Annotated in this window: 24 protein-coding genes and 1 pseudogene; 4 read left to right on the top strand and 21 right to left on the bottom strand. The window is 52.4% G+C overall.

Annotated elements, in window-relative coordinates:
• Nucleotides 1-53 precede the first annotated feature (53 nt).
• Together ccpA and NST43_RS11595 are read right to left on the bottom strand one after the other, a co-directional pair.
• Nucleotides 54-1,064, bottom strand: a complete 1,011-nt coding sequence (gene ccpA, locus NST43_RS11600) for a catabolite control protein A (RefSeq protein ID WP_036695017.1) — start codon at nt 1,062-1,064, stop codon at nt 54-56.
• A gap of 317 nt (nt 1,065-1,381) precedes the next feature.
• Entirely contained in the window at nt 1,382-1,819 is a 438-nt protein-coding gene (locus NST43_RS11595; RefSeq protein ID WP_209985373.1) for a hypothetical protein, read from the bottom strand.
• Between the two features lie 232 nt (nt 1,820-2,051).
• Here NST43_RS11595 and NST43_RS11590 point away from each other — a divergent pair, with 232 nt between their 5' ends.
• A complete protein-coding gene (locus NST43_RS11590) occupies nt 2,052-2,576 on the top strand; it encodes a type 1 glutamine amidotransferase domain-containing protein (protein ID WP_339224553.1) in 525 nt (174 codons plus the stop codon).
• 84 nt (nt 2,577-2,660) lie between these two features.
• On the opposite strand, the gene NST43_RS11585 is transcribed toward NST43_RS11590, so the two are convergent.
• From NST43_RS11585 to aroA, 8 genes are all read right to left on the bottom strand, one after another.
• Complete coding sequence (locus tag NST43_RS11585; protein ID WP_339224551.1) at nt 2,661-4,064, bottom strand: DUF4179 domain-containing protein; 1,404 nt, start codon at nt 4,062-4,064, stop codon at nt 2,661-2,663.
• A gap of 1 nt (nt 4,065) precedes the next feature.
• Nucleotides 4,066-4,590 carry a sigma-70 family RNA polymerase sigma factor gene (locus NST43_RS11580; RefSeq protein ID WP_339224549.1) on the bottom strand — a complete coding sequence of 175 codons (525 nt, stop codon included), beginning with the start codon at nt 4,588-4,590 and terminating at the stop codon, nt 4,066-4,068.
• A 217-nt stretch (nt 4,591-4,807) separates the two neighbouring features.
• On the bottom strand, nt 4,808-6,574 hold the full coding sequence (gene ptsP / locus NST43_RS11575; RefSeq protein ID WP_209985362.1) for a phosphoenolpyruvate--protein phosphotransferase: 1,767 nt from the start codon (nt 6,572-6,574) through the stop codon (nt 4,808-4,810).
• Nucleotides 6,571-8,457, bottom strand: coding sequence for a glucose PTS transporter subunit IIA (locus NST43_RS11570; RefSeq protein WP_339224548.1), 1,887 nt, complete (start codon nt 8,455-8,457; stop codon nt 6,571-6,573). Before NST43_RS11570 ends, ptsP begins: the two co-directional genes overlap by 4 nt.
• A 464-nt stretch (nt 8,458-8,921) precedes the next feature.
• Nucleotides 8,922-9,557 (bottom strand): hypothetical protein, encoded by a 636-nt coding sequence (locus tag NST43_RS11565; RefSeq protein WP_339224546.1) that lies wholly within the window; start codon nt 9,555-9,557, stop codon nt 8,922-8,924.
• 266 nt (nt 9,558-9,823) lie between these two features.
• On the bottom strand, nt 9,824-10,258 hold the full coding sequence (locus NST43_RS11560; protein ID WP_173126154.1) for a CoA-binding protein: 435 nt from the start codon (nt 10,256-10,258) through the stop codon (nt 9,824-9,826).
• Between the two features lie 113 nt (nt 10,259-10,371).
• Nucleotides 10,372-10,932: a GNAT family N-acetyltransferase gene (locus NST43_RS11555; RefSeq protein ID WP_339224543.1), complete on the bottom strand. Its 561-nt coding sequence runs from the start codon at nt 10,930-10,932 to the stop codon at nt 10,372-10,374.
• On the bottom strand, nt 10,920-12,212 hold the full coding sequence (gene aroA / locus NST43_RS11550; protein ID WP_339224542.1) for a 3-phosphoshikimate 1-carboxyvinyltransferase: 1,293 nt from the start codon (nt 12,210-12,212) through the stop codon (nt 10,920-10,922). The genes NST43_RS11555 and aroA overlap by 13 nt, the downstream gene beginning before the upstream one ends.
• Before the next feature lie 126 nt (nt 12,213-12,338).
• Between aroA and NST43_RS11545 the strand changes: the two genes are divergently transcribed.
• Complete coding sequence (locus NST43_RS11545; RefSeq protein WP_339224541.1) at nt 12,339-12,647, top strand: rhodanese-like domain-containing protein; 309 nt, start codon at nt 12,339-12,341, stop codon at nt 12,645-12,647.
• Nucleotides 12,648-12,685: 38 nt separating this feature from the next.
• Here NST43_RS11545 and NST43_RS11540 read toward each other — a convergent pair whose 3' ends face one another.
• The 4 genes from NST43_RS11540 to NST43_RS11525 all read right to left on the bottom strand — a co-directional run bounded on the left by NST43_RS11540 (nt 12,686) and on the right by NST43_RS11525 (nt 17,207).
• A complete protein-coding gene (locus NST43_RS11540; RefSeq protein WP_339224540.1) occupies nt 12,686-13,192 on the bottom strand; it encodes a shikimate kinase in 507 nt (168 codons plus the stop codon).
• A 148-nt stretch (nt 13,193-13,340) separates the two neighbouring features.
• Nucleotides 13,341-14,753 (bottom strand): NADP-dependent phosphogluconate dehydrogenase, encoded by a 1,413-nt coding sequence (gene gndA, locus NST43_RS11535; RefSeq protein ID WP_209985344.1) that lies wholly within the window; start codon nt 14,751-14,753, stop codon nt 13,341-13,343.
• Between the two features lie 263 nt (nt 14,754-15,016).
• Nucleotides 15,017-15,613, bottom strand: coding sequence for a hypothetical protein (locus tag NST43_RS11530; protein WP_339224539.1), 597 nt, complete (start codon nt 15,611-15,613; stop codon nt 15,017-15,019).
• Nucleotides 15,614-15,941: 328 nt separating this feature from the next.
• Nucleotides 15,942-17,207: an MFS transporter gene (locus tag NST43_RS11525; protein WP_339224538.1), complete on the bottom strand. Its 1,266-nt coding sequence runs from the start codon at nt 17,205-17,207 to the stop codon at nt 15,942-15,944.
• Between the two features lie 173 nt (nt 17,208-17,380).
• On the opposite strand from NST43_RS11525, the gene NST43_RS11520 reads away from it, so the two are divergent.
• Nucleotides 17,381-18,856 carry an aminotransferase class I/II-fold pyridoxal phosphate-dependent enzyme gene (locus tag NST43_RS11520; protein WP_209985337.1) on the top strand — a complete coding sequence of 492 codons (1,476 nt, stop codon included), beginning with the start codon at nt 17,381-17,383 and terminating at the stop codon, nt 18,854-18,856.
• Nucleotides 18,857-18,932: 76 nt separating this feature from the next.
• Here the strand turns inward: NST43_RS11520 and NST43_RS11515 are convergent, their stop codons facing one another.
• From NST43_RS11515 to NST43_RS11490, 6 genes are all read right to left on the bottom strand, one after another.
• Complete coding sequence (locus NST43_RS11515; protein ID WP_019911532.1) at nt 18,933-19,256, bottom strand: DUF1292 domain-containing protein; 324 nt, start codon at nt 19,254-19,256, stop codon at nt 18,933-18,935.
• An 83-nt stretch (nt 19,257-19,339) separates the two neighbouring features.
• Entirely contained in the window at nt 19,340-19,894 is a 555-nt protein-coding gene (locus NST43_RS11510; RefSeq protein ID WP_209985334.1) for a copper amine oxidase, read from the bottom strand.
• Nucleotides 19,895-20,151: 257 nt separating this feature from the next.
• Complete coding sequence (locus NST43_RS11505) at nt 20,152-20,388, bottom strand: DUF3892 domain-containing protein (protein WP_209985331.1); 237 nt, start codon at nt 20,386-20,388, stop codon at nt 20,152-20,154.
• A 91-nt stretch (nt 20,389-20,479) separates the two neighbouring features.
• A complete protein-coding gene (locus NST43_RS11500) occupies nt 20,480-20,923 on the bottom strand; it encodes a GNAT family N-acetyltransferase (protein WP_209985328.1) in 444 nt (147 codons plus the stop codon).
• 110 nt (nt 20,924-21,033) lie between these two features.
• Nucleotides 21,034-21,249 carry a hypothetical protein gene (locus NST43_RS11495; RefSeq protein WP_209985325.1) on the bottom strand — a complete coding sequence of 72 codons (216 nt, stop codon included), beginning with the start codon at nt 21,247-21,249 and terminating at the stop codon, nt 21,034-21,036.
• Between the two features lie 66 nt (nt 21,250-21,315).
• The gene (locus tag NST43_RS11490; protein WP_339224535.1) at nt 21,316-22,392 is read right to left on the bottom strand and encodes a site-2 protease family protein; all 1,077 of its coding nucleotides are present in this window, start codon (nt 22,390-22,392) and stop codon (nt 21,316-21,318) included.
• A gap of 503 nt (nt 22,393-22,895) precedes the next feature.
• Here NST43_RS11490 and metG point away from each other — a divergent pair.
• A complete protein-coding gene (gene metG, locus NST43_RS11485) occupies nt 22,896-24,614 on the top strand; it encodes a methionine--tRNA ligase (RefSeq protein WP_339224534.1) in 1,719 nt (572 codons plus the stop codon).
• Nucleotides 24,615-24,657: 43 nt separating this feature from the next.
• Here metG and NST43_RS11480 read toward each other — a convergent pair.
• Nucleotides 24,658-25,040 (bottom strand): annotated as a pseudogene (locus tag NST43_RS11480) (aldo/keto reductase); the annotation flags it as partial.
• Nucleotides 25,041-25,045: the final 5 nt, after the last annotated feature.

Raw genomic sequence — 25,045 nt, 5'->3', positions numbered from 1 at the left:
CTCCCGAAGGAGCTTCTTAAGAAACCTATATTCACTTGCTAAACGTACTGATCTTATTTGTTGACATGGTTGACAGACAGACGAAGAATGGTCTCATGCGGCAAAATAACACGCGGATTCTCAACCGTCTCCTTCTTCATTAGCTTCGTCAGCAATCTCATCGCTACAGCACCGAGATCATACATCGGCTGTGCTACAGTAGTGAGGAGTGGACGAACCATTGAAGCCATCCGGATGTTGTCTACACTGATAATTGAGAAGTCATCCGGCACCTTGAGGCCTTCATCCTGAATGCTGTGAATGGCACCAATCGCCATCTCATCGGTAGCAGCAAAGATAGCTGTCGGCTTCTTCTTCAGACCCAGGAAGTACTTCATGGCTTCGACACCGGATTCGTAACGATAGTTACCGATGCGTACCAGATCTTCCTGATACTCGATACCTGCCGCTTCCAGCGCCTTCTTGTAGCCGTGGAACCGGGCATATCCGTTCGCAGGGTCCTGCAGCGTACCGCTGATCATTGCGATCTCCCGGTGTCCGTGGCGGATAAGCGTATTCACTGCATCAAAGGCAGCCGTCTCATGGTCGATATCCACGGAAGGATATGTTCCCTTCTCATCGCGGGTCGCACAGAGCACGATAGGCACAGCAGAGGTCTGGAACGCCTGAATATGCTCTTCCGTAACGGTTCCGCCCATGAACAGCAGCCCGTCCACCTGCTTCTCGAGCAGTGTGTTAATGACACGAATCTCTTTCTCTTTGCGCTTGTCTGCGTTACAGAGAATGATGTTGTAGTGATACATATTGGCAATATCTTCAATCCCGCGTGCAATTTCCGCAAAAATCGAGTTTGAGATATCAGGGATAACAACCCCTACGGTTGTCGTTTTCTTGCTGGCGAGACCTCTCGCCACCGCATTCGGACGATAGCCCAAACGCTCAATCGCTTCAAAAACCTTCTTCCGGGTCTGCGGCTTCACGTTGGGGTTATTATTCACAACCCGTGATACCGTAGCCATAGATACGCCTGCTTCTCGAGCTACATCGTAAATGGTTACCGTCAAATTACTCTCTCCATTGCGATAAATTTTATCGTTCGACTAATTAAAATTATGATACGACACTTTGTACAATTGTGCAATGATAACGCTTCATTTTCCTTTCAAAATTTCTTTCAAAGGTTGAAACGCCAGTCCTGGCGCGGCTTTGACGCCTTCCGCCAATTCCTGATCCTCCAATAGCTTCCAGTGGAAGCCCTTAAAATTTCAAGAATTCTGTATGCTTTCTCTATCGTATCAAAAAGCGCGTGAAAAATCCAACATTCGTTGAAAGTTTTTCATTGTTTTTGCAGACTTTTTTTCAAAATGTCAAAAAATGCTCTTTATTTGGCACTTTCTGCCGAATGAGCCGTCAACTGGGAGAGCCGCAGGCCGATCTCTTCCATCCACTTCTTGTCGGACAGATCCGCCGCCGTGCGGTATACATCCAGCAGCAGATCAATCCGGCTCTGCATTGCCTTGCGGATAGCCTCCTCCAATTCCGGCAAGCCGCCGGCAAACAAGCCCGATGCAAAGGTATCCTTCAGCACACTGGCCCACTCATTACGGTCCGCAAAGGACAGATGCAGCTTGCCCGCAGGGCGTTCTCCAAGCTCCCGGATCAGCAGACCCAGGTCACGCTTAATAACCGGCAGGGGCTCATAACGGGCGCATTGCCCGCAGGTATATACAGGGACATGAGTAATTTTGATCTTCGCACTATAAATCAGCGTATGCATATGTATGGTCATGATCCCGCCGCAGCCACAAGACTTCTTCATTAATTGTTCCTTATACATCTCCCACACCTCAGAATGATCTTTTAAAAACGCATAGTTTTGCCTTTTCCCTCTCTAGTATTCGACTTCATCCCCCTGAATCCCTGCTAGTTTGCATATCATGTTTTAATTGGCAATATTCTTAGAAATTTCCATATCGAAAAGTGACTTCAAGTGTCTGTTTTGATAGAATGACATAGATATCAGGAAGTTAAGCCGAAGGGAGTTGTACAGAATGAGACTGTCAGGTAAAAAAGTCATTGCGCTGGTGGACGATGAATTTGAAGACCTTGAGCTGTGGTATCCCGTATACCGCGTGCGCGAGGAAGGGGCCGAGGTTCATCTAGCAGGCCTTGAGAAGGGGAAGACGTATGTCGGCAAATATGGCGTACCTGCCACTGCTGAATACAGCTGGGACGAGCTGAAGGCTGCCGATTATGACGGCATCCTCGTTCCCGGAGGCTGGGCACCCGACAAAATCCGCCGGTACAGCGCAGTGCTGAAGCTGGTGCAGGATTTCAACACCGCGAAGAAGCCGATTGGCCAGATCTGCCATGCAGGCTGGGTCTTAATCTCCGCCAAAATTCTTGAAGGCGTAACAGTCACCTCCACACCGGGCATCCGTGACGATATGGAGAACGCCGGAGCCATCTGGAAGGACGAGCCGGTCGTCCAGGACGGCCACATCATCTCCGCCCGCCGACCGCCGGACCTGCCGCCTTACGGCAAAGCGTTCTGTGATGCACTGGCCGGGGAATAACAGGCAGCATGATATCTGATATAAACAAAGCCCTGCCCTGTCGTCTGACAGGGTTCAGGGCTTGTTGCCGCTTTTAAAGGAGGATTAGCGGATAGGGAGAGACAGCTTCTCTTTGATCAGGGCAGGATACGCCTCAATGGTGAACGTCAGCGGCTGCGGATATTTATTGCTGCCCAGACCCTTGTAGTACATGTGAGGGATTGACTTCGCATTCTCCGGCTCAGTACGCCGCGGAATATCAATATCAAACTTGTCTGCTGAATGGACTGTACCTGCTCCATCGGTGAATTTTTGCCCCAGCATTAAGTCATTGTAGATACTGTTAGTCTGTGCCTGAGAATAATATTCCAGTACCATCGTGGAGCCCCTCTCCGTGTTATGAACGGACATTTGCAAATTTTGATCCGGAGCCTTGATAATTTGTTGCTTGTCCGTATCAATAATTAATTGGGTTGCCTTCTTATCCAGCGCCAGAATTCCATTGATTTGCAGCTGGAGCGATTGTGTCAAGCTGCTGTCGTTCGCAAATATCAATCTGCCCTTATTGTCTGTAAAGCTGGCGGCGCGTAATTCCAGATACGTGTAATCTTCGCTGCCGCCCGCTAAGAAACCCGGTTTGTACATGGAGAAGATCTGTTTGGAGTTCAGCGGGTCGCAGGTATAGTCCAGATAAATGCCGGATGCGGCCAGATAGATCTCATTAATTCCAATTTTCTGACCCTCTATTTCCAGTGTTTTATCTACACGTATGGTTTCTCCAGCCTTGGCCATCTGCTCCCGGTCCAGCGGAAGGGTTGCAGACAATTTAGCCTGAAGGCCGTCTGCTGAAGCAGAGGCGAACTGTTTGTACTCACCAAGCTCCAGCTCAAACGTAATTTGATCCGGAAGAGCGCCTGTGCCACTCTCCCACTGCCTTACTTCATAACCGTAGGTTATACGATTTGCGGAAATTGAAATACCCGGTCCCCTGGAAGTATTCAAAGGGTTTAAAGCTGCTGATGTAAGCTGCATAAGTTCAACTTGGGCATTCTCATTTGTCTTGTTCTGCAATGAATACAAAATGATAATCCCCTTCTGATCTGCAGCAATTCCATCTACGGTTAGGACAAATCCGTTCTGCTCTGCAGTAACACCCGTAATGCGCTGTACAAGGCCAGCCTCGATTGCCGAAGATACTGTGGAGTGTCTTACTGATGGAATATACTTTTCAAACGGCCCATTGCTTGGAAGTATTGCTGCCTGATCCGGAGCAGCCCCCTGTGTCTTCAACACCTCACCTATCCGGGGAAAGGAGAACAACAGCACAATCCCAAGTACTGCCGCCGCTGTAGCCAGAGCATAGCGGCTCCTAAGTGACATAGAGGTTCTGCGGGAACGCGTAATGCCGCTGCGCACCGCCGTGTTCAGTTTCATCTCTGCAACCTCATCCGCTTCTGCCGACAGACTGTGGTAATACTCCTTCAGCAGCTCTTCTTCGGTCTTGACCATACTATAGTCCCCCTTTGATTCTCATTTTGTCACGTAACTGCTTAAGTCCCTTGTTCAGCCAGGTCTTGACCGTTCCTTCCGGCTTCCCCAGCACCTCGGAAATTTCTGTCAGCGTCATATCCCGGTAATACTTCAGCACAAGCACCTGACGGTATTTGGGCTTCACTGCTTCCAGGGCCTGCTCCATATCCAGCTTACGGTCACTGGTCATCTCCTGCAGTCCAGCGCTTGCCTGTTCCGGCACGGGAGCAGTCAGCCGTTTCCTCCGCTTCAGTTCGTCCTTGCAGCAGTTGATCAGAATCCGGGTCAGCCAGGGTGCGAACCGGGCATCGTCCTTCAGGCTCCTGCGCTTGACCCAAGCCCGGTATGTAGTTTCCTGAACCATTTCAAGTGACTCTGCCTCACTGCGCAAGTAGCTGTACGCAATACTGTAGAGTATTTTCTTTTGCTCCAGTACCCGGCCGATAAACAGTTGCTCCTGTTCATTCAAGTGGCGTACCTGCTCGCCTTCCCACGTATGTTCCATCCAGGCTTAGTCTCCCCTTTCTTTTTTTGACTTCTGTATATACTGACTGTCTCGCAGCCCAAACGGTTTTACTTTTTTGACAGCTAACCTGTTCCCCCGTAATTTCAAAGCAAAAAGCCCGGTGTGTATGGCCCCCTTGACCTTCACCCCGGACTTAATATCTATATTCTTGTTCAACTTGTCATTGTTCCGCTGATATCGCTAAGCCGCTAGAAGGCTATGACGTCTTCTCTTTGGAATCTCCAGTAGCGCCGAGCGGGAATCCGCTGCGCCCAACATAAGCACTGAGCTGCTCCTCTGTCTCCGAGCTGGTGCGGTTGCGGAAGCAAAGCTTCGCAATCTCTCTGGCTTCGGAAGCCAGTGTGTTCAGCGTGCGGTGCTTCACCTTCAGCAAAGCTTGCGGCGACATGCTCAGCACACTAATCCCCAGCTCCAGCCAGAGCGGTAACGAGCGCTCGTCTGCGGCCATCTCGCCGCATACACTGACATCGATACCCACGCTGTGCGCTGCATCCACCGTCATGCGGATCATGCGCAGCACTCCCGGATGGTACGGATGATACATATGGGCAATCTGCTCATTCATCCGGTCCACAGCCAGTACATATTGTACCAAATCGTTCGTGCCGATACTGAAGAAATCCACTTCCTCCGCCAGCAGGTCGGCAATCATCACTGCGGCCGGAACCTCGATCATTATGCCTACCTTCATCTCGCGGTTATACGGTACACCCCGGCTGTCCAGCTCACTCTTGACTTCGTTCAGCACCGCTTTGGCAGCCTGTACCTCTTCGACAGAGGAGATCATCGGGAACATCATTCGGACATTACCGTAATGGCTGGCCCGCAGAATCGCCGCTATCTGTGTTTTGAACATATCCTTGCGGTCCAGACTGATCCGGATTGCCCGGTAGCCGAGGAACGGATTCTGCTCCTCCGGCAGCTGGAAGTAATCCAGGTGCTTGTCCCCCCCGATATCAAGCGTACGGATGACAACGGTCTCCTTGCCGACTTTTTCCGCGACCAGCTTGTACACCTCGAATTGCTCATCTTCTGTCGGGAAGGAGCTGCGGTCCATATAGAGGAACTCCGTGCGGAACAGCCCCACTCCCTCGGCCCCATATTTCAGCGCCATGTTCAGCTCCTTCACCGAACTGATATTACCGGCCAGCCGCAGCGATACACCGTCCTTGGTAACTGCCTCGACTGTAGCAAGCAGTTCAAGCTGCTCCCGCTTCCTCTGCTGCTTCGCGCGCCTGGAGGTGAAGTCTCTTAATGTAGATTCATCGGGATGGAGCATCACCGCTCCGGTCTCTCCGTCCAGCACCAGCATGTCCCCGGTCTGGATCGGGGTCAGGATCTTGTTCTCCAGGCCTGCCACCAGCGGAATGCCGAGCGCACGGGCCATAATGGAGGAATGCGAGGTTTTGCCGCCCATCATCGTAACGATGCCCAGCACATAAGCCGGATTCAAATGGGCCAGCTGTGAGGGGGACAGTTCCTTAGCCACAAGGATATAGGGCTGGGTGTCAGACGGCAGGGTTACCTCCGGCGCACCCAGGAGATGCTTCAGCAGACGGTTGCCGACATCCTTGATGTCCACGGCCCGTTCCTTCATATATTCATCGTCCAGCAGATCGAACATCGCTACAAAGTGGTCTATCGCTTCCTTCACGGCCACCTCGGCCGCTTTATATTGGCGTTCGATAATGCCGCGGATTTCGCTCATGAACACCGGATCATCCAGGATCGCCAGATGAGCATCGAAAATACTCGATTCCTCCGGTCCGACAACCTCCCGGAATTCTTTTTTGATAAACTCGATTTCGTCCTTGGAGGTACGAATTCCTTCGTACAGACGTTCAAACTCCTTGGCCAGATCCACCGGGTTCACCTGAGTGTCCGGCAGACTCCATTCCCAGTTCGGCAAAACAAAGGCCTTCCCGATGGCAACACCTGCTGCAGCGCCTATGCCTTGTATCATGCTTCGATCCCTCCAACATTGCTTTCATGTAATACCACGGACATGACGGAAGACTGCCCCTTTTTCACGTTTTTGAATGGAGCATAGCTCCAGGATTTGACCCGGTCAGGATTGGTAATCACCATCGGTGTCGCCAGCGAAGCGGCATGCTCCTTCAAGTAGGCCAGATCAAACCGGACCAGCAGCTGCCCCGGCTCCACACTGTCACCTTCCTGTACAAGCGCCTCGAACGGCCCTTTAAGCTGCGAAGTATCGATCCCGATATGCATCAGCACCTCCAGGCCTTCGGGCGTAGCAATGCCCACTGCGTGCATCGTAGGGTATACGTGCATCACCTTGCCGAATACGGGCGAGACCAGCTCTCCTTTGTCCGGGACAAAGGCCACTCCATCTCCCACCAGCTTCGCGGCAAAAATATGGTCCGGCACCTCTTCAATCGGCATCATCCGTCCCTGGATCGGCGAGCTGAACAGCACCTGCGGCAGATCGCGCAGCATCAGCTTATCAATCTCCTCGCGGATCAGCTCTGAATAGGTACCGAAGACAACCTGCACGTTGCCCCCGCCCAGCTTGATAATGCCTGCGGAGCCCAGCCCCTTAAGCGCCCCTGTATCTATGAAGCGGTCATTATGCACCGTTAATCTCAGCCGGGTGATGCAGGCCTGGACCTGCACGATATTTTCCTTGCCGCCCAGTGCCTCCAGAATCAGCGGAGCCTGATACGGAATATTCCCCGCCCAGTCCCCAAGCTCAGAGCCTTCTTCACGGCCCGGCGTAGGAATCTGGAACCGGCGGATCGCCCAGCGGAACACGTTATAATAGACAATGCCATAGCCGATCCCGATCGGAATCAGCAGCCAGGCCCGCTGGGACAGATGCATGTTAAGGAAGAAATCAATGGTCCCTGCCGAATAGGAGAAGCCATGATGAATCCCGAGCGAGTACGTCAGCACCATAGCAAGACCTGACATAACCACATGCAGTGCGAATAAATATGGCGAAGCGAACAGGAAGGCAAACTCAATCTGCTCCGATACGCCAGTCAGAAAGCACACCAGGGCTGCACGCAAAAAAGTCTTCTTAATCTTAGGCTTAAGGTCTTCGCGCGCTTCCTGGATGATCGCAAAGGCAATGGCGGGCAGCGCGAACATCATAATCGGGAACAGTCCGGCCATGAACACACCCGCTGTAGGATCTCCGGCAAAAAAGCGCGGCAAATCCCCCTGTACGACTGCACTGCCGTCAGGCGTCGTAAAGGAGCCCAATTGGAACCAAAACACATTATTCAGAATATGGTGCAGGCCAAAGGCCGTCAGCACCCTGTATAGCACCCCGTAGACAAACACTCCATAGCCGCCGGTCATCTGCACTACCCTGAACAGCTGATTCAGCAGCTCTTGCAGGAGCGGGGATACTCCGAGCATGACCCAGGCGAACAGCGCCGAGAATAAGCCCATGAACAGCAAAACAAAACGCGACCCTCCAAAAAACTGGATCGCCTCCGGCAGCTTGATATTCTTAAACCGGTTATGCGCCACACCGGCTACGATTCCAAGGATAATACCAATTAATGTTGCAGGCTGTACAGCCCCGTCTCCCATGTTGGACACAATCCGGTCATAAGTGAACATCCCTGCGAGTGCAGCCAGTCCGGCCGGTCCGGCCTGATTGGACAACCCCCACGCCACACCGACAGCAAACAAATAAGGCATGAAATAGAATATTCCTTGCCCCGCGTACGTCGTCACTTCGGATACCGAAGAAAGTCCCCATGCAGACCACGGTAAGCTGCCCAGACTCAGCAGGATAGCTGCCGCCGGAAGCACCATGGTAGGAAGCATAATGGCTCTGCCCAACTGCTGCAAAGATCCGAGCCAATTCAAGGCGACCCTCTCCTTTCTTTCTATATTGAATGGTAAGCGTTACAGCAGTTTTTGTCAAAAGAATCCGTGTGATTCGTGCGGTCCACTCTCCGTTGCGAAAGGTCGGGGCAAGTAACCTGAGAACTACGCTGCAATACGCCGCAATTGTATTTTGTACATCAGATCACCTGTAATCCTACTCAAATTAACGATCTATTGCACTTCGTACATTAGAATTCTCAGAATCCGGCCAATATCAACCTAAATACAAATTTCTACTGCACAAAGTGCAACAGAACCTTATAAAAGTGGTTCTCCAGCGGAATCTATTGCACAAAGTGCAATCATCATGTCCTTACATTCGCAGTAATATCCCGCTTGCCCATACAACCCTATAGACCACAGGTGTCATAGAACGCACAAGTACTCCTTTAATACGATCAATTATACTTTCCAGCCATTAAGGAGCGGGCAGCAGAGTATACTCACCAGGTTTGATCCTGATGCATGGGCCGGAGTTCATAGGATCTTATCCCTCTTCCACCAGTAACAGGTTGTAACATCCCTTTAGCGCTCAATGAGCTTAACAGCTTGCGGGCAGTTCTATAGTTCATCTGAAAAATGTCCGTGACATCCTTAGGCCGAAGTGGCCTGCCAAGCTGCCACGCCAGACGCAGGACTTCTTTCTCTTTTGACAACAGGTGCTCCCCGCCTGCCCTGTTCCGGGCCAGATAAGGCGCGAGCGCCAGTTGCAGCAGCATCCGGCATACTTCGGGACGCTGCTGGATATCGTCGAAGGAGAAATGCAGCAGTCTCCAGCCCATTCCAGTCAAGAAGGTATCCCGGTTAAGCGCATAGCTGAATTTCTCCCGGTCCATGTCCTTGATATGGCTCTGATAACCGTCACATTCGATACCGAAGCGCGCACCATTCAGCGGTAAAAAAGCAAAGTCCAAAAATTGTGACTTCCGGTTCCAGTCATACACTTCATACTCCGGGTGCAAATGCTCCAGTGACTCGAACAACGGCCACCATACATTTTGCACAAACAGCTTCTCCGCATAGTTATGTCCGCGCAGCAGCCTTCCCCGCCGCTCACCGCCCCTATCATTAGTATGCATCTCCAGAAAGTTGCCATGTGCCTGTTCAAATTCCAGAGAAATCTCCTCCCGCTCCCGCAAAATAAAAAAAGAACGTCCTACCCATCTGAAAATGGGATAAAGGACGTTCTTCGTCTAAGTAAAGTATAGCAAATCACACTCAATAAAACTTATTATTCTGCGAATACGGAACTCCTCCAGTTGAGACAGCGGGGTCCGCATGATAGCCCGGAGCACGTGCATCACACCCGGAATCGGAACTCCGCCTCCGGCTGTCCTCGAAGCAATTACCCCCGGCTACGGCCCTTCATCGTAATGGCTTCCTCCACCTTGATGCAGCGGTCCATGATCGCGATCATGTCATGGGCAGCGGCGATATCCGCAGCCTCCTGACTAATAATACCCTGCTGCAGCCAGAGAACACGCGCGCCGATATCAGCGGCCTCCTGCGCTACAGCTGCACAATATTCGCTGCGGCGGAATACATTCACAATATCCACCGGCTCAGGAATTTCCGCGAGGGTATGGTAGCATTTCTCGCCCAGGATCTCCCCGTCTACCGACGGATTCACCGGAATAATCCGGTAGCCCCGGCTCTGCATAGCTCCGGCTACCATATAAGAGGTGCGGTCTGTTTTGTCGGACAGGCCCACTACGGCAATATTGCCTGCAGCAGCCAGAATGTCTCCAATTTGATCCCTGCTAGGATTCTCAAAGCTCATGTGTATTACCCCTTCCGTTAATTGCGCATCTGGGCACATACCAGATTCAGCTATACCTACATCATACCGCGCATCAGAAAAAGTTCCAAATCCGAACCGTCCGCTTGATCCCGCTATATTGTTCCGTTCACCGGACACAGCCACACCATATGAACAGAATCCGGTCCCCAATAATCCCTAACTACCGCATAGGGCGTTCCGAACTTCTGCAGCCACCTGGTTTGCGCGCGTCTGTAGCCGCTGTCCAGGCAGAACTCAGTAATCCCCTGTTGTCTGAGAAATATCATCAGTTCCGCAATCAGGGCCGAAGCAATCCCTTGTCCCTGATAATCCGGCAAAACATATAGACTGCCCAGCTCACCTACAGCATCAAGCTTATTTCCTGTACAGACCCGGATATCCTCTCCGCAAGGGGCATACGATATGGTGCCGACGACCTTACCGTCCATCTGAGCCACCCAGAAATACGTATCTGAGTTCTGCGGATTCAGGGAATTGTTAACCATCCGTATCTTGGACTCGATCTCCTGCTGAATGTCACTGTCCAAGTGACCCAGTCCTTCACCTTCAAAAGCATCCGTAATCGAATGCCTGTAAAGATCCGTTACTGAGGTAACATCCTCCCGGGTAAGCGGAGCTATGCTTAACTGGCCTGTCTCCGTCACTCTACCCATTCCACATTAGCGCCTAATGAGCGCAAGTGATCGAAATACTGGGGATAAGACTTCGCTACATGATGCGCATCCTTAATCAGCAGCGGCTGGCGGGCACGCAGTCCCACTACAGTAAGTGCCATAATCACACGGTGGTCATAGTGGGCATTGATCGTCACGCCGCCTTCAACCCCCTCCGGTGTACCATGAACAATAATCTCGTCACGCCGTTCTTCGACCTTCGCACCGGCACGAGTCAGCTCGGCCAGGTAATCCGTGATGCGGTCGCATTCCTTGTAGCGCAGATTCTCCACATTATAGAAGCGCGAGGTCCCTTCGGCAAAAACAGCTGCGGCCACCATAGCCAGCACCGCATCGGTTGCCGCATCGCCGTCGAATTCCACCGCCTTCAGAATGCCGTTCCCCTGCACATGCACTGTTCCGTTCTCATGGGTGAGCGGCACCTCCATCATCCGCAGCACATCGACAATGGCCCGCTCCCCCTGCTTGCTCTGTTCAGCCAGCCGGTGAATAGTCACATCCGACTTAGTCACCGCTGCGGCCGCAAGTACTGCGGCTGATCCCGGATAATCGCCTTGTACCGTATAGGTCTTGGCAGCATAGTTCTGGCGTCCAGGTACCTTGAAGGACATATAATCATCCGCCGCATGTATGATGATCCCGGCCTGCTCCAGAACCTCCAGCGTCTGGCCGATGACCACCTTGGATTTCAGATCATCCAGCACGATAATCTCACTGTCTTCTTCAAGCAGCGGGGTCAGGAATAAGAGCGCGCTGAGATACTGTGAGCTTACGGCACCAGAGACGGTAATCCGCCCCCCCTGCGGCTTGCCCCCGCGGATGGTGATCGGCAGCCTTCCTTGATTATGCTCCACTTCAACGCCAAGCTGCCCGAGCGCTTGAATGAGGTCATCATGCGGCCGCTTGCCAAGGGAATCCGGGTAGGTATTCACGAACGTAACCTCAGGGCTGAGCGCAGCCACTGCCATCAGGAAACGAAGCACGGCGCCGGCATTCCCAACATTCAACTCCTTAACGTCACGGGGATGGCGTCCGAACCCCTGCACTACGATTTTCTCCTCATCTTCGGTCAGGACTGCGCCGAGATCGGCGATACATCTGCGGATCGCGTCGCTGTCCTCGCTGTGGGCAGGATGGTAGATCGTGCTGACTCCTTCAGATAGAGCGGCTACCAGCAGGTAGCGCGTGGTGTAGTTTTTGGAGGACAGGGCTCCGAATTCTCCTTGCAGCGTCGGCGTAGGCCTAACAATAACGTCCATAGTATAAGCGCTCCTTCATAATATATAGTCTGTATGTACGGTCCTGTTTGACAGGGTAATCCGCAGTTGTGTTATTATTGCGTGAAGAAAGTCCATTCCCATTCGGGCAGAAAAGAGGGTACTAACATGAATGAAATTCCGCAAATTACACCGCAGGAGCTGCGTAATCGACTCGCTGCCGGCGAAGAACTTCTACTGATCGACGTCCGTGAAGACGATGAGGTTGCCTTCGGCATGATTCCCGGTGCGCAGCACATCCCGATGGGCCAGATCCCGCAGCAGACGGAGCAGCTTCGGGCTGATACCGAGATCATCTTCATCTGCCGCTCCGGCAGCCGCAGCCAGCGGGTATGTGAATATCTGCAGCAATTCGGCATTCAAGGCTCTAACCTGAGCGGCGGCATGATTGAGTGGGACGATACCAGCGCGGAATAAGCTTCATCCTGATGCATAGCGCCAACACACATAAAAGCTCAATCGCGGTAACGCAGTAAAATGTATTGCGAGACCTCAGCCACATTCAGCTCCGTTGTATCGACCGTGCAATGCGCGAAACGGTAAGCTTCCCTGCGCTGTTCCAGAATGGAACGGACCCGGTTTGCCGCATTGCCGGCGAGCAGCGGCCGGTTCTCATCCCCGCTGACCCGTTCAATAATGGTATCTTCCGAGGCTGTAAGGGCCACAACGAATCCATGCTCCAGCATGACTTCGGCATTTCCGGGCGCAAGCACCGCCCCTCCGCCAGTAGAGATCACTCTACGATCTCCCTGTAGCATTTCCTGGAGTACCGCTGATTCAATGCTCCGGAATGCCTGCTCTCCGCCGTCTGCAAAGATATCCGCAATACTGCGGCCCTCTCTTCCGGTAATCACTGCATCCAGATCAATCAGTTCATAGTCAAGCTCCTCGGCCAGAATGGCGCCTACTGTGGATTTCCCCGTAGCCATCATCCCGACGAGAATGATATTTCGATCGTCCATAACTACCTCCAAGCCGCGACATTTGTCATATCATAACACAGGGTGAAAAGTTTGCACAATGGCGGCAAATTTGCAAAAAAACCCGAAAGCCCTCCGCATAAAGCGGAAAGCATCTCGGGTTCCTAAGCAATAAGCTGAACGCTGCCTGTTACTCTGCCAGCCAGTTGTGGTGGAACACGCCTTCTTTGTCTACACGCTTGAAGGTGTGAGCGCCGAAATAATCGCGCTGTGCTTGTAGCAGGTTCGCCGGAAGACGTTCTGTACGGTAGCTGTCGTAGTACGCCAGGGCGCTGGAGAATCCCGGAACCGGAATACCCAGAGTTACAGCCGAAGCGATAACCTTGCGCCATGCCGACTGGTAGTTGTCCATAACATCCTTGAAGAACGGATCAAGCAGGAGGTTCTTCAGCTCTGCATTGCTCTCATAAGCATCTGTGATGTTCTGCAGGAACCGGGAACGGATGATGCAGCCGCCGCGCCAGATCTTGGCCAGCTCGCCGTATTTCAGATTCCAGCCGTATTCGTCAGAAGCCACACGCAGCTGGGCGAAGCCCTGAGCATACGATACGATCTTACTGGCGAACAATGCTTTGCGCACGTTCTCGATGAATTCAGCTTTGTCGCCGTCGAAAGGAGCTACAGGAGGTCCGCTCAGTACCTTGCTGGCTTCAACTCGTTCTTCCTTCATAGCAGACAGGAAGCGGGAGAAGACGGATTCGGTAATCATGGACAGCGGCACGCCGAGATCCAGCGAGCTTTGGCTTGTCCACTTGCCGGTACCCTTTTGTCCGGCAGCATCAAGGATGACGTCTACCATCGGCTTGCCGGTCTCTTCGTCATACTGGGCGAAGATATCCTTCGTAATCTCGATCAGATAGCTGTCCAGCTCGCCGTTGTTCCATTCTGCGAAGGTGCCATGCAGCTCCTTGGCATCCAGACCCAGAACGTCCTTGAGCAGGTGGTAGGCTTCGCCAATCAGCTGCATGTCACCGTACTCGATGCCGTTATGCACCATTTTCACATAGTGTCCTGCACCGTCCGGCCCGATATATGTACAGCAAGGCTCTCCGCCCACGTGGGCTGAAATCGCCGTAAGAATAGGTTCAACCAGCTTATACGCGCTTTCTTGACCGCCTGGCATAATAGAAGGGCCCTTGAGTGCGCCTTCTTCACCGCCGGACACGCCGGTGCCGACGAAGCGGAAGCCTTTGTCTTCAAGATATTTGCTGCGGCGTACCGTGTCAGGGAAATAAGCGTTACCGCCATCGATGATAATATCGCCTTGATCCAGGAACGGCAGAAGCTGCTCGATTGTAGCATCGGTTGCCTGGCCTGCCTGTACCATGATTAGAATCTTGCGCGGTACTTCCAGTGATTGTACGAACTCTTCAACGGAGAACGTGCCCACCAGGTTCTTGCCTGCTGCTTCTGCGACCAGATCATGTGTCTTCTCCGGGGAACGGTTAAACACGGATACGCTGAAGCCTTTGCTCTCGATGTTAAGAGCCAAATTTTTGCCCATTACCGCCAAGCCAATAACGCCGATTTGTTGTTTTGACATCTGGTTCTCCACCCTTTGCACCCTGTATTTTTGTGAAATCCATTTCTCGCAGTATTAGAATACCACCCTTTGTCAGAGACAGCAAAGTTCTGCCTGCGAAAGAGAGATCAATTTCATTGACAAACTTCGATCCATCAGGGAAATTGCTCACAATGACTATTTTAACGGTTTTGTGCGCAGAAGTGAACCCCCTCCTCCAGAAAGGCACAATAAAAGGACACCCGCTATGGGATGCCCTTAATCGCATTTATTCACTCAGCGCACTACCACTCCAGCGCAGCCAGCTCCCTGGTCAATTGTTCAAGCTTCGCTGTGCTAACAGCGACCGCTTCCGTATCGCGCTCACGCATAGCTTCATTTAGCAAATCGAGCTGTTCATCCACGGCAAGCCTGCGGTCGCGGATTCGCTCTTCGCCCTCTATGGAGTAGAACAGCTTCGTCAGCTCCTGATCCGACAGCAGCGGCCCCTTCTGGTACAGCACCCGCTGCTGATAACCGGAAATCTCCACCAGGCGGATGACTTCACCGAATAAAATATTCTCTATAATGATCTGACGGTCGCGGAAGCGCTTGACAACGGCATGACCTCTCATATCCCCAATCAGCTTCTCCATCCATTCTGACAGGCGCGCATCACGGATCATGTAGTCTCCCACCAGCTTGAAGCCGTCCTTAATCCGCTGGAAGCGCAGCTTCACAAGCTTGCGGCCGGTGCGCACCGAAATAAGAAAAACACTCTCGTTCTCACTCCAGTACAGGGAATAACCTTCCTTGATCAGGTCCTTGATTAGATCCTGGATATGCTGTCTGTCGAACCGCAGCTCCAGATTACAGTACTCCACTTCATCGTTTTTGTTCACGGCACTCCCCCCTAACTGCTTGATTTAAGCATAGTCAGCTTCATGGCCTAACCTAAGAGTAGAACAGACTGCCGGACCTCCGCTTGCACCTTGATTCTTTGTGTGGCTTACACTTATTTTATACTTCATATTATGTAGCGGTAACTTGGTTTATTGACTATTTTTACCCGTTTTAGGCCTTTTCCAAACGCCGGGACCCGCATTAGGAGGTATTGGCCAGTCTTATTATGCGCAAAAACAGCAATAAAGCCGCGTTTCTCCTCCTTTTCAGGGGGTCTGCGGCTTCTTGCATTTCCATAAAGGGTTCACTACCCTGTGCTTGCTGGACTCAGTGCGCCCTGGCGTGCTTCAGCTTCGTCCGGTGGACGATCAGCAGATGCAGGCCGAATAATACAACCATTACTCCCGCACTGGCCAGAAAAGGGGCACCGTGGCTGACCGTATCCCACAGCTTGCCTGACACGACCGGACCAGCAACCATGCCTGAGCCCTGCAGCGTCAGGAAGAGCCCCCAGACGGTTCCGCGCTCGCCCTCAGGCACCTGCTTGGCCAGGAAGGCGTTCCAGGCCGGGAGAATCAACGCATAGCTGATGCCGACCAGCGCCACCGCCACGAAGGCCAGCGGCAGCCAGCGGACCTGTGAGAAGAAAGCCATGGAGCAGGCTGCCAGCAGGAAGCCGATATTGAGGAAGATGGAGGTGCCGACCTTATCGACCAGCTTCCCTGCCGGAATAAGCGTCAGCACGGTAATTCCTCCACCGGCAATCAGCAGCAGGCTGAACTGGTTAGGGGTGACATGCAGCTCCGAGCGTGCGAACAAGGTAACCACCGGCGTCATAAGCCCGATCGCAAAAGCCTGCAGGAACAATGCCGGGAACAGCAGGCGGCTTACCTTCAGGGAGGAAGTGACCTGCTGCCAGGTCCGCTTCAGACTCTGCAAGGGCTTTACCGGCTTACGCGGCACCGGCGGCCCCTCCGCCGATATCTCGCGGACAGCGCGCGGCGCATGGCCGCCGATCTTCGAGGGCAGGAACAGCGCCACGGCTACAACAGCAGCAGCGAAGCCCATCAGCACGAGGAAGACCGTCCGGTAGCCCTGTCCGCCATGATCCATCATGAAGTTGACAATTATCGGACCGACTCCGGTTCCGGCCAGCGAAGCCATCTCCACCGCCCCCATAGCTGCGCCGCTGCTGCCGCTTTGGGTAGAGCCCGCCAGCTCGGTGATGCCTGTCATCGTGCAAGGCCACAGCGGCGAGGTGCCAATCCCCAGAATCAGACAGGCGATGGACAAGCTAACGGCATCTTTGGCATACATAATCAGCCCGACAGCTACGACAAGCAGCAGCAGCGCCCCGGTCATCGTCCAGCGGTAGCCGATCCGCTCCATCACCCAGCCGAACGGGCTGCGGAAGAGGTTATCCCCGAGATACTGCAGCGCGAAGGCGAACCCGACCACCGTTACGGAGAGGCCGAGAATATTCTCCATATAGACCGGCAGCAGGGCTACCAGCAACGATCCTTTGACGAATTCGACCAGGAAAATAATGATCCACATTTCTAATATGAACGGTGAGGCTAAACTGATATGCATACGTTGCGCTACTTTGCCAGACATTTCATCACATCCTAGTATTATGTTGATTGATTTGTTATACTGATGCTTGCTTGCTTAAGTAGAAAAGACCAATCCGTCCCAATGGACGGTACTTCCGCTTCAGCAAGAAATCAAAAACTAATCTTCGCGAAAGGTTGTGACAGCATTAAATGAATCAACAAGCTACTCCCCTCTTCACTGCTCTCAAAAAGCATGCCGCCGGAAATCCAGTTCAATTCCATATTCCGGGACATAAGAAGGGGCTAGGAACCGATGCCGAATTCCGTGAGTTTATCGGCGATAACGCTCTATCCATAGATTTGATCAATATTGCACCGCTTGATGATCTTCATCAGCCCACCGGGGTTATTCTTGAAGCTCAGAAGCTGGCTGCAGAGGCTTTCGGCGCCGATTACACGTATTTCAGTGTACAAGGCACGAGCAATGCCATCATGACTATGATCCTCTCTGTCTGCTCAGAAGGAGATAAAATTATTGTGCCGCGCAATATTCACAAATCGGTGATGTCGGCCATTATTTTCTCCGGAGCCAAGCCTATTTTCGTCTCTCCTGTACAGGATGAGAATCTTGGGATAGACCACGGCATAACCACAAGCTCGCTCGAACGGGCTTTGAGGCGCCATCCGGATGCCAAAGGTGTCCTCGTTATCAATCCAACGTATTTTGGCGTATGCGCCGACCTGCGTTCGATTGTCGACCTGGCCCACAGTTACGGGGTTCCCGTACTTGTGGACGAGGCACATGGAGTACTGATTCATTTTCATGAGGATTTACCGGTATCGGCTATGCAGGCCGGTGCTGATATGGCAGCAACCAGCGTGCATAAGCTGGGCGGCTCCATGACGCAGAGCTCGGTACTGAACCTCAATGCCAAGACGGGTCTTGTCAACCCACAGCGGGTACAGACCATTCTCAGCATGCTGACCACCACTTCAACTTCATATATTCTGCTTGCCTCTCTGGATACCTCCAGACGCAACCTTGCCCTGAACGGTCATGAGATGGCGGCGAGAACCATTGCCCTGTCCAATTATGCCCGTAATTCGATTAATGAGATCGAGGGGCTGTACAGCTTCGGCAAAGAAATTCTCGGAACAGAAGCTACCTTCAATCATGATCCGACCAAGCTGAACATCCATGTCCGGCATCTGGGCATTACCGGTTACGAGACTGAGAACTGGCTCCGGCAAAAGTATAACATCGAAGTTGAACTCAGCGACATGTATAATATTCTTTGCCTGATTACCCCTGGTGATACACAGGAATCGGTAGATAAGCTGCTTGCGGCCTTGCAGGTGCTCTCAGCGATCCATTACAGCAAGGGTGAAATCTATGAGCTTAAGGTACAGGTGCCGAATATCCCGCAGCTGGCCCTGATCCCGAGAGATGCCTTCTACGCAGATACGCAGCTGGTTCCTTTCCGGGAGTCCGCAGGCTACATTATTGCAGAATTCATCTACGTCTATCCGCCGGGAATTCCTATTCTTCTCCCTGGAGAAGTTATTACCCAGGATAATATCGACTATATCATCGACCATGTAGAAATCGGACTGCCTGTCAAAGGACCCGAGGACCGCAGCATTACCAATGTAAAGGTGATTGTCGAAGCAGAGCCTATCTCCTAAGGTTTGTCCCATAGCATACGACATGCAAAACCCCGATACGTATTGAGTATCGGGGTTTTGCATGAATGCCTGAAATCTATTCTTGCTGGGCAAGCAGCTCGTTATAAGCTTCTTCAACAGCTTTCCATTCAGCTTCATCTTCAATGTTGTACAGAACCATTTCCTCGTCCTCTTCTTCCATACGAAGGATGATTCCGTCTGCTTCCGGATTCTCGCGCTCAAGCAGCAGGGCGTACAACTTCTCGCCTACATCGAACGTTTCCACCAGTACCATTTCTACATCTTCGCCCTGCTCGTTCGTCAAGGTCAGCACAAACTCCTCGTGCTCATGGTCGTGATCATGTCCGCAACCGCATGCTTCACCATGTTCATGGCCATGCTCATGTTTGTGATCGCTCATTGTAATACCTCACTTTAATTGAATTATCCTACATTTGGTATCGTAACACGTAAGATAAGTACAGGTCAATTTGCAGGAGGGACTTAATTCTTGGATGAGGCCGTAACTACCTTCTCGGACACAAGAATGTAATCTCCGCTCCTCGATGCCTTCATGAAGAAGCCTACGCTATATTTGCCCGGTTCTTTGAAATCATAGGTGAACTCCGGTGTGGAGAACCAGAAATCCTCATTCTTGGAGCCGCCGGCATCCTCGAGAATATCCTTCACATTCCCGGAAGGGTCAGTGATTGCCACCTTCACGGCAGCGATGCTGTCCTTCAGGCTGTCCACCTGCGTTAGAATCTTCATCTTCAGCTTGCCTGTGTTGACATTGCCGAATACCGTGTCGCCTTTGAACAGTACGATATGAACATTCGGCTTGAGGATTGTCACTCTGCCCGAGCCGTCCCAGCTGACGACCCCCCCGGCCTCCCTGGCAGGAATATAGGTCTTGCCGTCAATCAAATAGCCGCCATCGGCTATTTCCTTTCCATTGCTCCATACTTTGATCTTCTGGTTCACAGCGTCCGCGAACAAATAGGAGCTTCCCATCATGAAAAACACAACCGTGCACAGAGCAATTTTTCTCCATCTCATTGTAAAGCCCCTCCAAATAATTCATGCTGTTAATGTATACTGCTCAGCCTTTGACAAGTTGCGCAGAATTCAGGGATTTATTTCTTTTTGCAGAAGAAAAGAAAATCAAGCCCTCTTGCAACCGGTTTCGGCCTGTACAGCAGGCTTTAACAAAGCATTTTTGGAGAAACCCGCGTCTTCCTGGGCACATAGAAACGGCCGGACTTCAGCGCCATTAAGACGCCTGTCCGGCCGTTCTCCCAGTTATCTATGCCCGGCTAAAATTGCGGAAGCTGATCCAGATTGTTCGTAGGATCTCCGTCTGCATCGCCGCGGATATACATTTCGCCATCTTTGCCCTTAAATACATTGACCCCTTCGATGCTGCCGGACTGTACTTCCTGGAGTGCCTGCTGATAATCCAGCACACGCCCGGACGAAGTCTGGAACCCGGTCAGATCCCCGTCACCATTACGTTTGGCGGCAATAAAGCGTTCCCGTTCCTGATTCATCACTTAGGATCGTCTCCTTCGCACTAGAATTAGCCATCTATCCTGGCTCGACTCTAGCTTGTCCATAGCAGCGAAAGAGTATGTACCCGGCAGATTACAGGGCCTTATTCATTCTTACATGCAGAATCCCTGCATCATAGAAGGGCTCCTTGGAGATCACTTCATAGCCGAGCTTGCTGTAAAAGGTTTCTGCTTGACACTGGGCATCCAGAATCGACGCCTGCAGACCCAGCTCACGGGCCCGTTCTTCCATAGCCAGCAGCAGGATACGTCCGTATCCCTTGGCGCGGAAGGCCTCCTGAACGGCAATCCGCTGCATCTTGGCGGTGTCCGCTTTATAATAGATCAGCCGTCCGGTTGCCGCCGGCTGCCCGCCCTCCATGAGCAGGAAATGATGCACATGCTCACTGATGGCATCATATTCGTCGATTTCCTCTTCTACCGGCACCTTCTGTTCTTCCACAAATACCTTCTTGCGGATCTCCAGCGCCAATTGCAGCTGTTCCTCTGTTGTAACATGTACGATCTCCACTGCCATCTCCCTGGCTCCTCTCTGTAGGTCCAATCAATATGGAGCATTATACAGAATTATTAATATCCTGTATAGAGCCTGAGAGCTTCCGGGCAAGGAACCGCTGAACACTGTACTCAGGGCGTGTCATAGACCTCCTCGGGAATCGAGTTATCATACACATCCCGCAGAACCGGCGAGGTCAGGCTATCCCGTGAATTCAGGCTCCCGTCCAGTCCGGTCATGCTGTGAACATCCGTATATTCAGGAACCTGCTTGCCTGCCGTACATCCGGCGATCCCCAGAAGGAGACATGCTCCAATCCCTATGAAGCCTATTCTTGCCATACGCATAGTGAACCCCCTCTTCCTTCTTGGCTCTTTACAGCTTTGACGAATCGGGAGGTTCATAAACGATCCTTACAGATTTACATTGCCGACCACATGGACAAGATACATCATGCCCCCGAGAACTCCGGCAAGCACAAAATACGCAGCACCATATCTCCAGCGGGTGGCCGCCGGCACCTCATAATATTTATCATTGTCATATACCGTGAAGCTGATCTCACAGGTCATCTTCATATGAAGGCTGGCATCCACATACAGCTGGTCGAGCTGCACGACTTTGACTTTTCCGATCAGAGACTGCACCGGCATGGTTGTCGTTCCATAGTAATCCAGGTTATCCCAGCGTACCCCGACGAATTGCTGGCGGTTCAAATCACTGTAGGTGGTGAACGGCAGCTCCCGCTTATGCTCGGGCCCGGGGATCAGATACCCTTGATTCTGCAGATCCTCGATGGGGATCAGGAAGCTTTTGAGCACAGTATGCATCTGATTCTTCGTACGCCGGCTGATGTACTTCTTATACATATCATAAGCGAACATTACCCAGATGATGCCGAACAGGATAGATTTCAGATAGATGATTACAGCTAATCCTCCAATGAGCCCTACCAGCCATAACCAGCGTGTAACGGCCGTGGCAATTCTCCCCCCGTCCAGCGGATGGATCGGCAGCAGGTTAATCAGGTTAAGAAAGAAGCCGATGTAAGCCAGTGAATATAACAAGGGGCTATGATAATAATAGGCTGCTCCGAACACGATCAGCGCGCCGACACTCCCCAATATAGGGCCGCCAAAAGCGACATAAGCTTCCTCTCTGGCATCCAGCGGCTGCTTCTTCATCGTAATCAGTGCGCCCATAAAAGGAATGAACAGCGGTGCGCTTACCGGCAGTCCGATCCGCTTGGCAGCGATAACATGGCCGATCTCATGAACGAATAATAACGCAACGAAGCCCACAGCGAATTGCCATGGCGAAATTAGTGCATAAGCCCAGATCGATACCATCATGGAGATCAGCGGACCTGCGATTTTACCCAGCTTAAGCAGAGAGATAATGGCTTTTCCCTTGAGCAGAAGCAATACCGCCCCGCTGCCCAGCCATCCCCATGCGCCCGAGCTTTTTTTCTCCTGTTTGTTTTCCTGCAATAGTCTCAATCTCCTTTTGATCTCTGTGTCGCTTCACTTCCAGGCTACGGATCAGGCATTCCTCTGCTTCCCGTTTGCCCTTACTCTCTACTGTCGCACAGGAGTACGGTGGATTGCAAATATCCTTATGATGTTGACAAATCTCCCGGCTTGCATATATGATATCCAGTAATTAGGATAACCACAATAGCTGCGAAGAGAAAGAGTACCCTGGCAATTCTTCCACAGAGAGCTCCGGCCGGTGAAAAGGAGCAAAGAAAACCCTCGGGAATATGGTCTCAGAGCTGCGCACCGAACCCCGGCATGAACGGGTCGTAGGCTGCGCCGGAACCTGCATCCGTTACCATGCTAGGGTATACCCGCTTTTTTCTGCGGACGTACCTGAAGAGGTGGGTGCCGCGAGGCATTGATGAATTTGGGTGGTAACACGTGAGCACAGGCTCTCGTCCCTTTAGGGGATGAGTGCCTTTTTTGCGTCCACAAAATTTGAGGAGGAGAGAAATATGACTAACATTTTTATCGGAGGGGCTTGGCCTTATGCCAACGGCTCCCTGCATCTGGGCAGACTCGCCAGCATTCTTCCGGGAGATATTCTGGCCCGCTACCACCGTGCCAAAGGCGATGCTGTACTCTATGTATCCGGCAGTGACTGCCACGGTACCCCCGTTGCTGTACAGGCGGCGCAGGAGGGTGTATCGCCGGGTGAATTCGCCAGCAGGTATCATAAGGAGTTCGCCAATTGCTTCCGTGCCTTAGGCTTCACCTATGACTTGTATACCCGGACCGATCAGGCACATCACCACAGGACGGTGCAGGAGCTGTTCCTTAAGCTGCTGGATCACGGGTATCTGTACCAGAAATCCACTCTCCAGTGCTATTGTGAGCAGGACCAGCGCTTCTTGCCGGACCGTTATGTCAATGGCCTCTGCCCGGTCTGCGGACAGCAGGCCCGGGGGGACCAATGCGATTACTGTTCAACGATTCTCGATCCGGTGGATCTGTTGGAGCGCACCTGTGCCGTCTGCGGCTCTACGCCTGTGCTGCGCTCTACTCAGCATTACTACCTGTCGCTGTCCAGCTTCCAGCAAGCACTCACAGAATATGCTAATTCCGCGCAGGGCTGGAGAGACAACGCCGTCCGGCTAACCCGCAGATATCTGCAGGAAGGCCTGCAGGACCGCGCAGCAACACGCGATCTGGACTGGGGCGTGGACGTCCCCATCGAAGGCTTCACAGACAAGAAAATCTATGTCTGGATCGAAGCCGTCAGCGGCTATCTGTCCGCCAGCAAGCAGTGGGCGGCGGAAACCGGGGGCCGCTGGGAGGATTTCTGGTCCGTACCATCCGGCCAAGATAATGAGGGACAGCCGCCTACAACTGCTTATTATGTGCACGGAAAGGACAATATTCCTTTTCACAGCCTGATCTGGCCTGCTATCCTGCTCGGAGTTGAAGAGCTGCATCTGCCGGACCGCATCTTCTCTTCTGAATACCTGACCCTGGAAGGGCAGAAATTCTCCACCAGCCGCAATTGGGCGGTCTGGGTGCCGGATATTCTCAGCCGGTATGGCCCCGACTCGGTCCGTTATTTCCTGACTGCGAACGGCCCTGAGAAGCGGGATGCCGACTTCTCCTGGAGAGAGTTCATCTACAGCCATAACAGCGAGCTGCTGGGCGCGTTCGGCAATTTCGTCAACCGCAGCCTCGCATTTGTGAATAAGTCCTGGAATGGCAGAGTTCCAGACGGAGTCTTGGACGAAGCATGGGTTAGCAGTCTGGAGCATCTGTATAAGGAAGCAGGAAGGTTAATTGAAGCCGGACATTTCAAGGAAGCCCTGGAGTTCATCTTCTCGCATATCCGCCAGGCCAACAAGTATTTCGATCAGCAGCAGCCGTGGCTCCAGATCAAGCATGATCCTGCGGCCGGGGGCAACACTCTGTACACTTGTGTTCAGATTATTGCCAATCTGTCTAACCTGCTGAACCCGTTCATCCCCTTCTCCTGCGAGAAGATTAGAGGCTTCCTGTCCATAGAACAGCCTGTATGGCACCCGGTATCCGTCCTGGTAGAGCAGCCTATATTGGAGCTTGAATTACTGTTTGAGCGGATAGAGGTGCAGCGCATAGAGGAGGAAATAGAGCGGATGAAAGACAAAAGCGTCCTGCCTCTCATACCGCTCACCAAAGCAAGCGGCACAGAGAAGAACGCTACAGGAAATTAATATAGATGAATACACAGCGGCTGTCCGCTCTGTGTGATGACTTTTAGTTCTGGCCGGGATAACGCGCTCCGGCTGCAATCCCTTGCGGGGATATCTGCTCAATCCGGGCGAGGTCCTCTGCCGTCAAAGTAACCTGAAGCGCTCCGAGGTTCTCTTGTAACCGCTCCAGCCGCTTCGTGCCTGGAATCGGCACAATCCGCTCTCCTTGTGCAAGAAGCCAAGCTAGGGCCAGCTGTGCCGGGGCGCAGCCTCGGATAAGCCGATATAGCGGATCTTCCCTGCCTTGAAGAGGTCAGTCAGTGTACCGGCGGTTTCCTCAATAGGGGTGTTCGGATCAGGACCGTGCTGATAGTACAGATCGATATAATCTGCGCCGAGATGATAGAGGCTGGCATCTACGGATTTTTTGATATAGGCCGGGTCTCCCTTGG

The sequence above is a fragment of the Paenibacillus sp. FSL H8-0332 genome (genome assembly GCF_037963835.1).
In the GTDB taxonomy this organism is placed as follows: domain Bacteria; phylum Bacillota; class Bacilli; order Paenibacillales; family Paenibacillaceae; genus Paenibacillus_AQ; species Paenibacillus_AQ rhizoplanae.
This window is presented reverse-complemented; position numbering and strand designations above follow the sequence as displayed.

Coding starts and splice junctions, on each gene's coding strand:
- NST43_RS11595 (WP_209985373.1), bottom strand. CDS start 1,819: ATGAAGAAGTCTTGTGGCTGCGGCGGGATCATGACCATACATATGCAT.
- NST43_RS11590 (WP_339224553.1), top strand. CDS start 2,052: ATGAGACTGTCAGGTAAAAAAGTCATTGCGCTGGTGGACGATGAATTT.
- NST43_RS11585 (WP_339224551.1), bottom strand. CDS start 4,064: ATGGTCAAGACCGAAGAAGAGCTGCTGAAGGAGTATTACCACAGTCTG.
- NST43_RS11580 (WP_339224549.1), bottom strand. CDS start 4,590: ATGGAACATACGTGGGAAGGCGAGCAGGTACGCCACTTGAATGAACAG.
- ptsP (WP_209985362.1), bottom strand. CDS start 6,574: ATGATACAAGGCATAGGCGCTGCAGCAGGTGTTGCCATCGGGAAGGCC.
- NST43_RS11565 (WP_339224546.1), bottom strand. CDS start 9,557: ATGCATACTAATGATAGGGGCGGTGAGCGGCGGGGAAGGCTGCTGCGC.
- NST43_RS11560 (WP_173126154.1), bottom strand. CDS start 10,258: ATGAGCTTTGAGAATCCTAGCAGGGATCAAATTGGAGACATTCTGGCT.
- NST43_RS11555 (WP_339224543.1), bottom strand. CDS start 10,932: ATGGGTAGAGTGACGGAGACAGGCCAGTTAAGCATAGCTCCGCTTACC.
- aroA (WP_339224542.1), bottom strand. CDS start 12,212: ATGGACGTTATTGTTAGGCCTACGCCGACGCTGCAAGGAGAATTCGGA.
- NST43_RS11545 (WP_339224541.1), top strand. CDS start 12,339: ATGAATGAAATTCCGCAAATTACACCGCAGGAGCTGCGTAATCGACTC.
- NST43_RS11540 (WP_339224540.1), bottom strand. CDS start 13,192: ATGGACGATCGAAATATCATTCTCGTCGGGATGATGGCTACGGGGAAA.
- gndA (WP_209985344.1), bottom strand. CDS start 14,753: ATGTCAAAACAACAAATCGGCGTTATTGGCTTGGCGGTAATGGGCAAA.
- NST43_RS11525 (WP_339224538.1), bottom strand. CDS start 17,207: ATGCATATCAGTTTAGCCTCACCGTTCATATTAGAAATGTGGATCATT.
- NST43_RS11520 (WP_209985337.1), top strand. CDS start 17,381: ATGAATCAACAAGCTACTCCCCTCTTCACTGCTCTCAAAAAGCATGCC.
- NST43_RS11515 (WP_019911532.1), bottom strand. CDS start 19,256: ATGAGCGATCACAAACATGAGCATGGCCATGAACATGGTGAAGCATGC.
- NST43_RS11510 (WP_209985334.1), bottom strand. CDS start 19,894: ATGAGATGGAGAAAAATTGCTCTGTGCACGGTTGTGTTTTTCATGATG.
- NST43_RS11500 (WP_209985328.1), bottom strand. CDS start 20,923: ATGGCAGTGGAGATCGTACATGTTACAACAGAGGAACAGCTGCAATTG.
- NST43_RS11495 (WP_209985325.1), bottom strand. CDS start 21,249: ATGCGTATGGCAAGAATAGGCTTCATAGGGATTGGAGCATGTCTCCTT.
- metG (WP_339224534.1), top strand. CDS start 22,896: ATGACTAACATTTTTATCGGAGGGGCTTGGCCTTATGCCAACGGCTCC.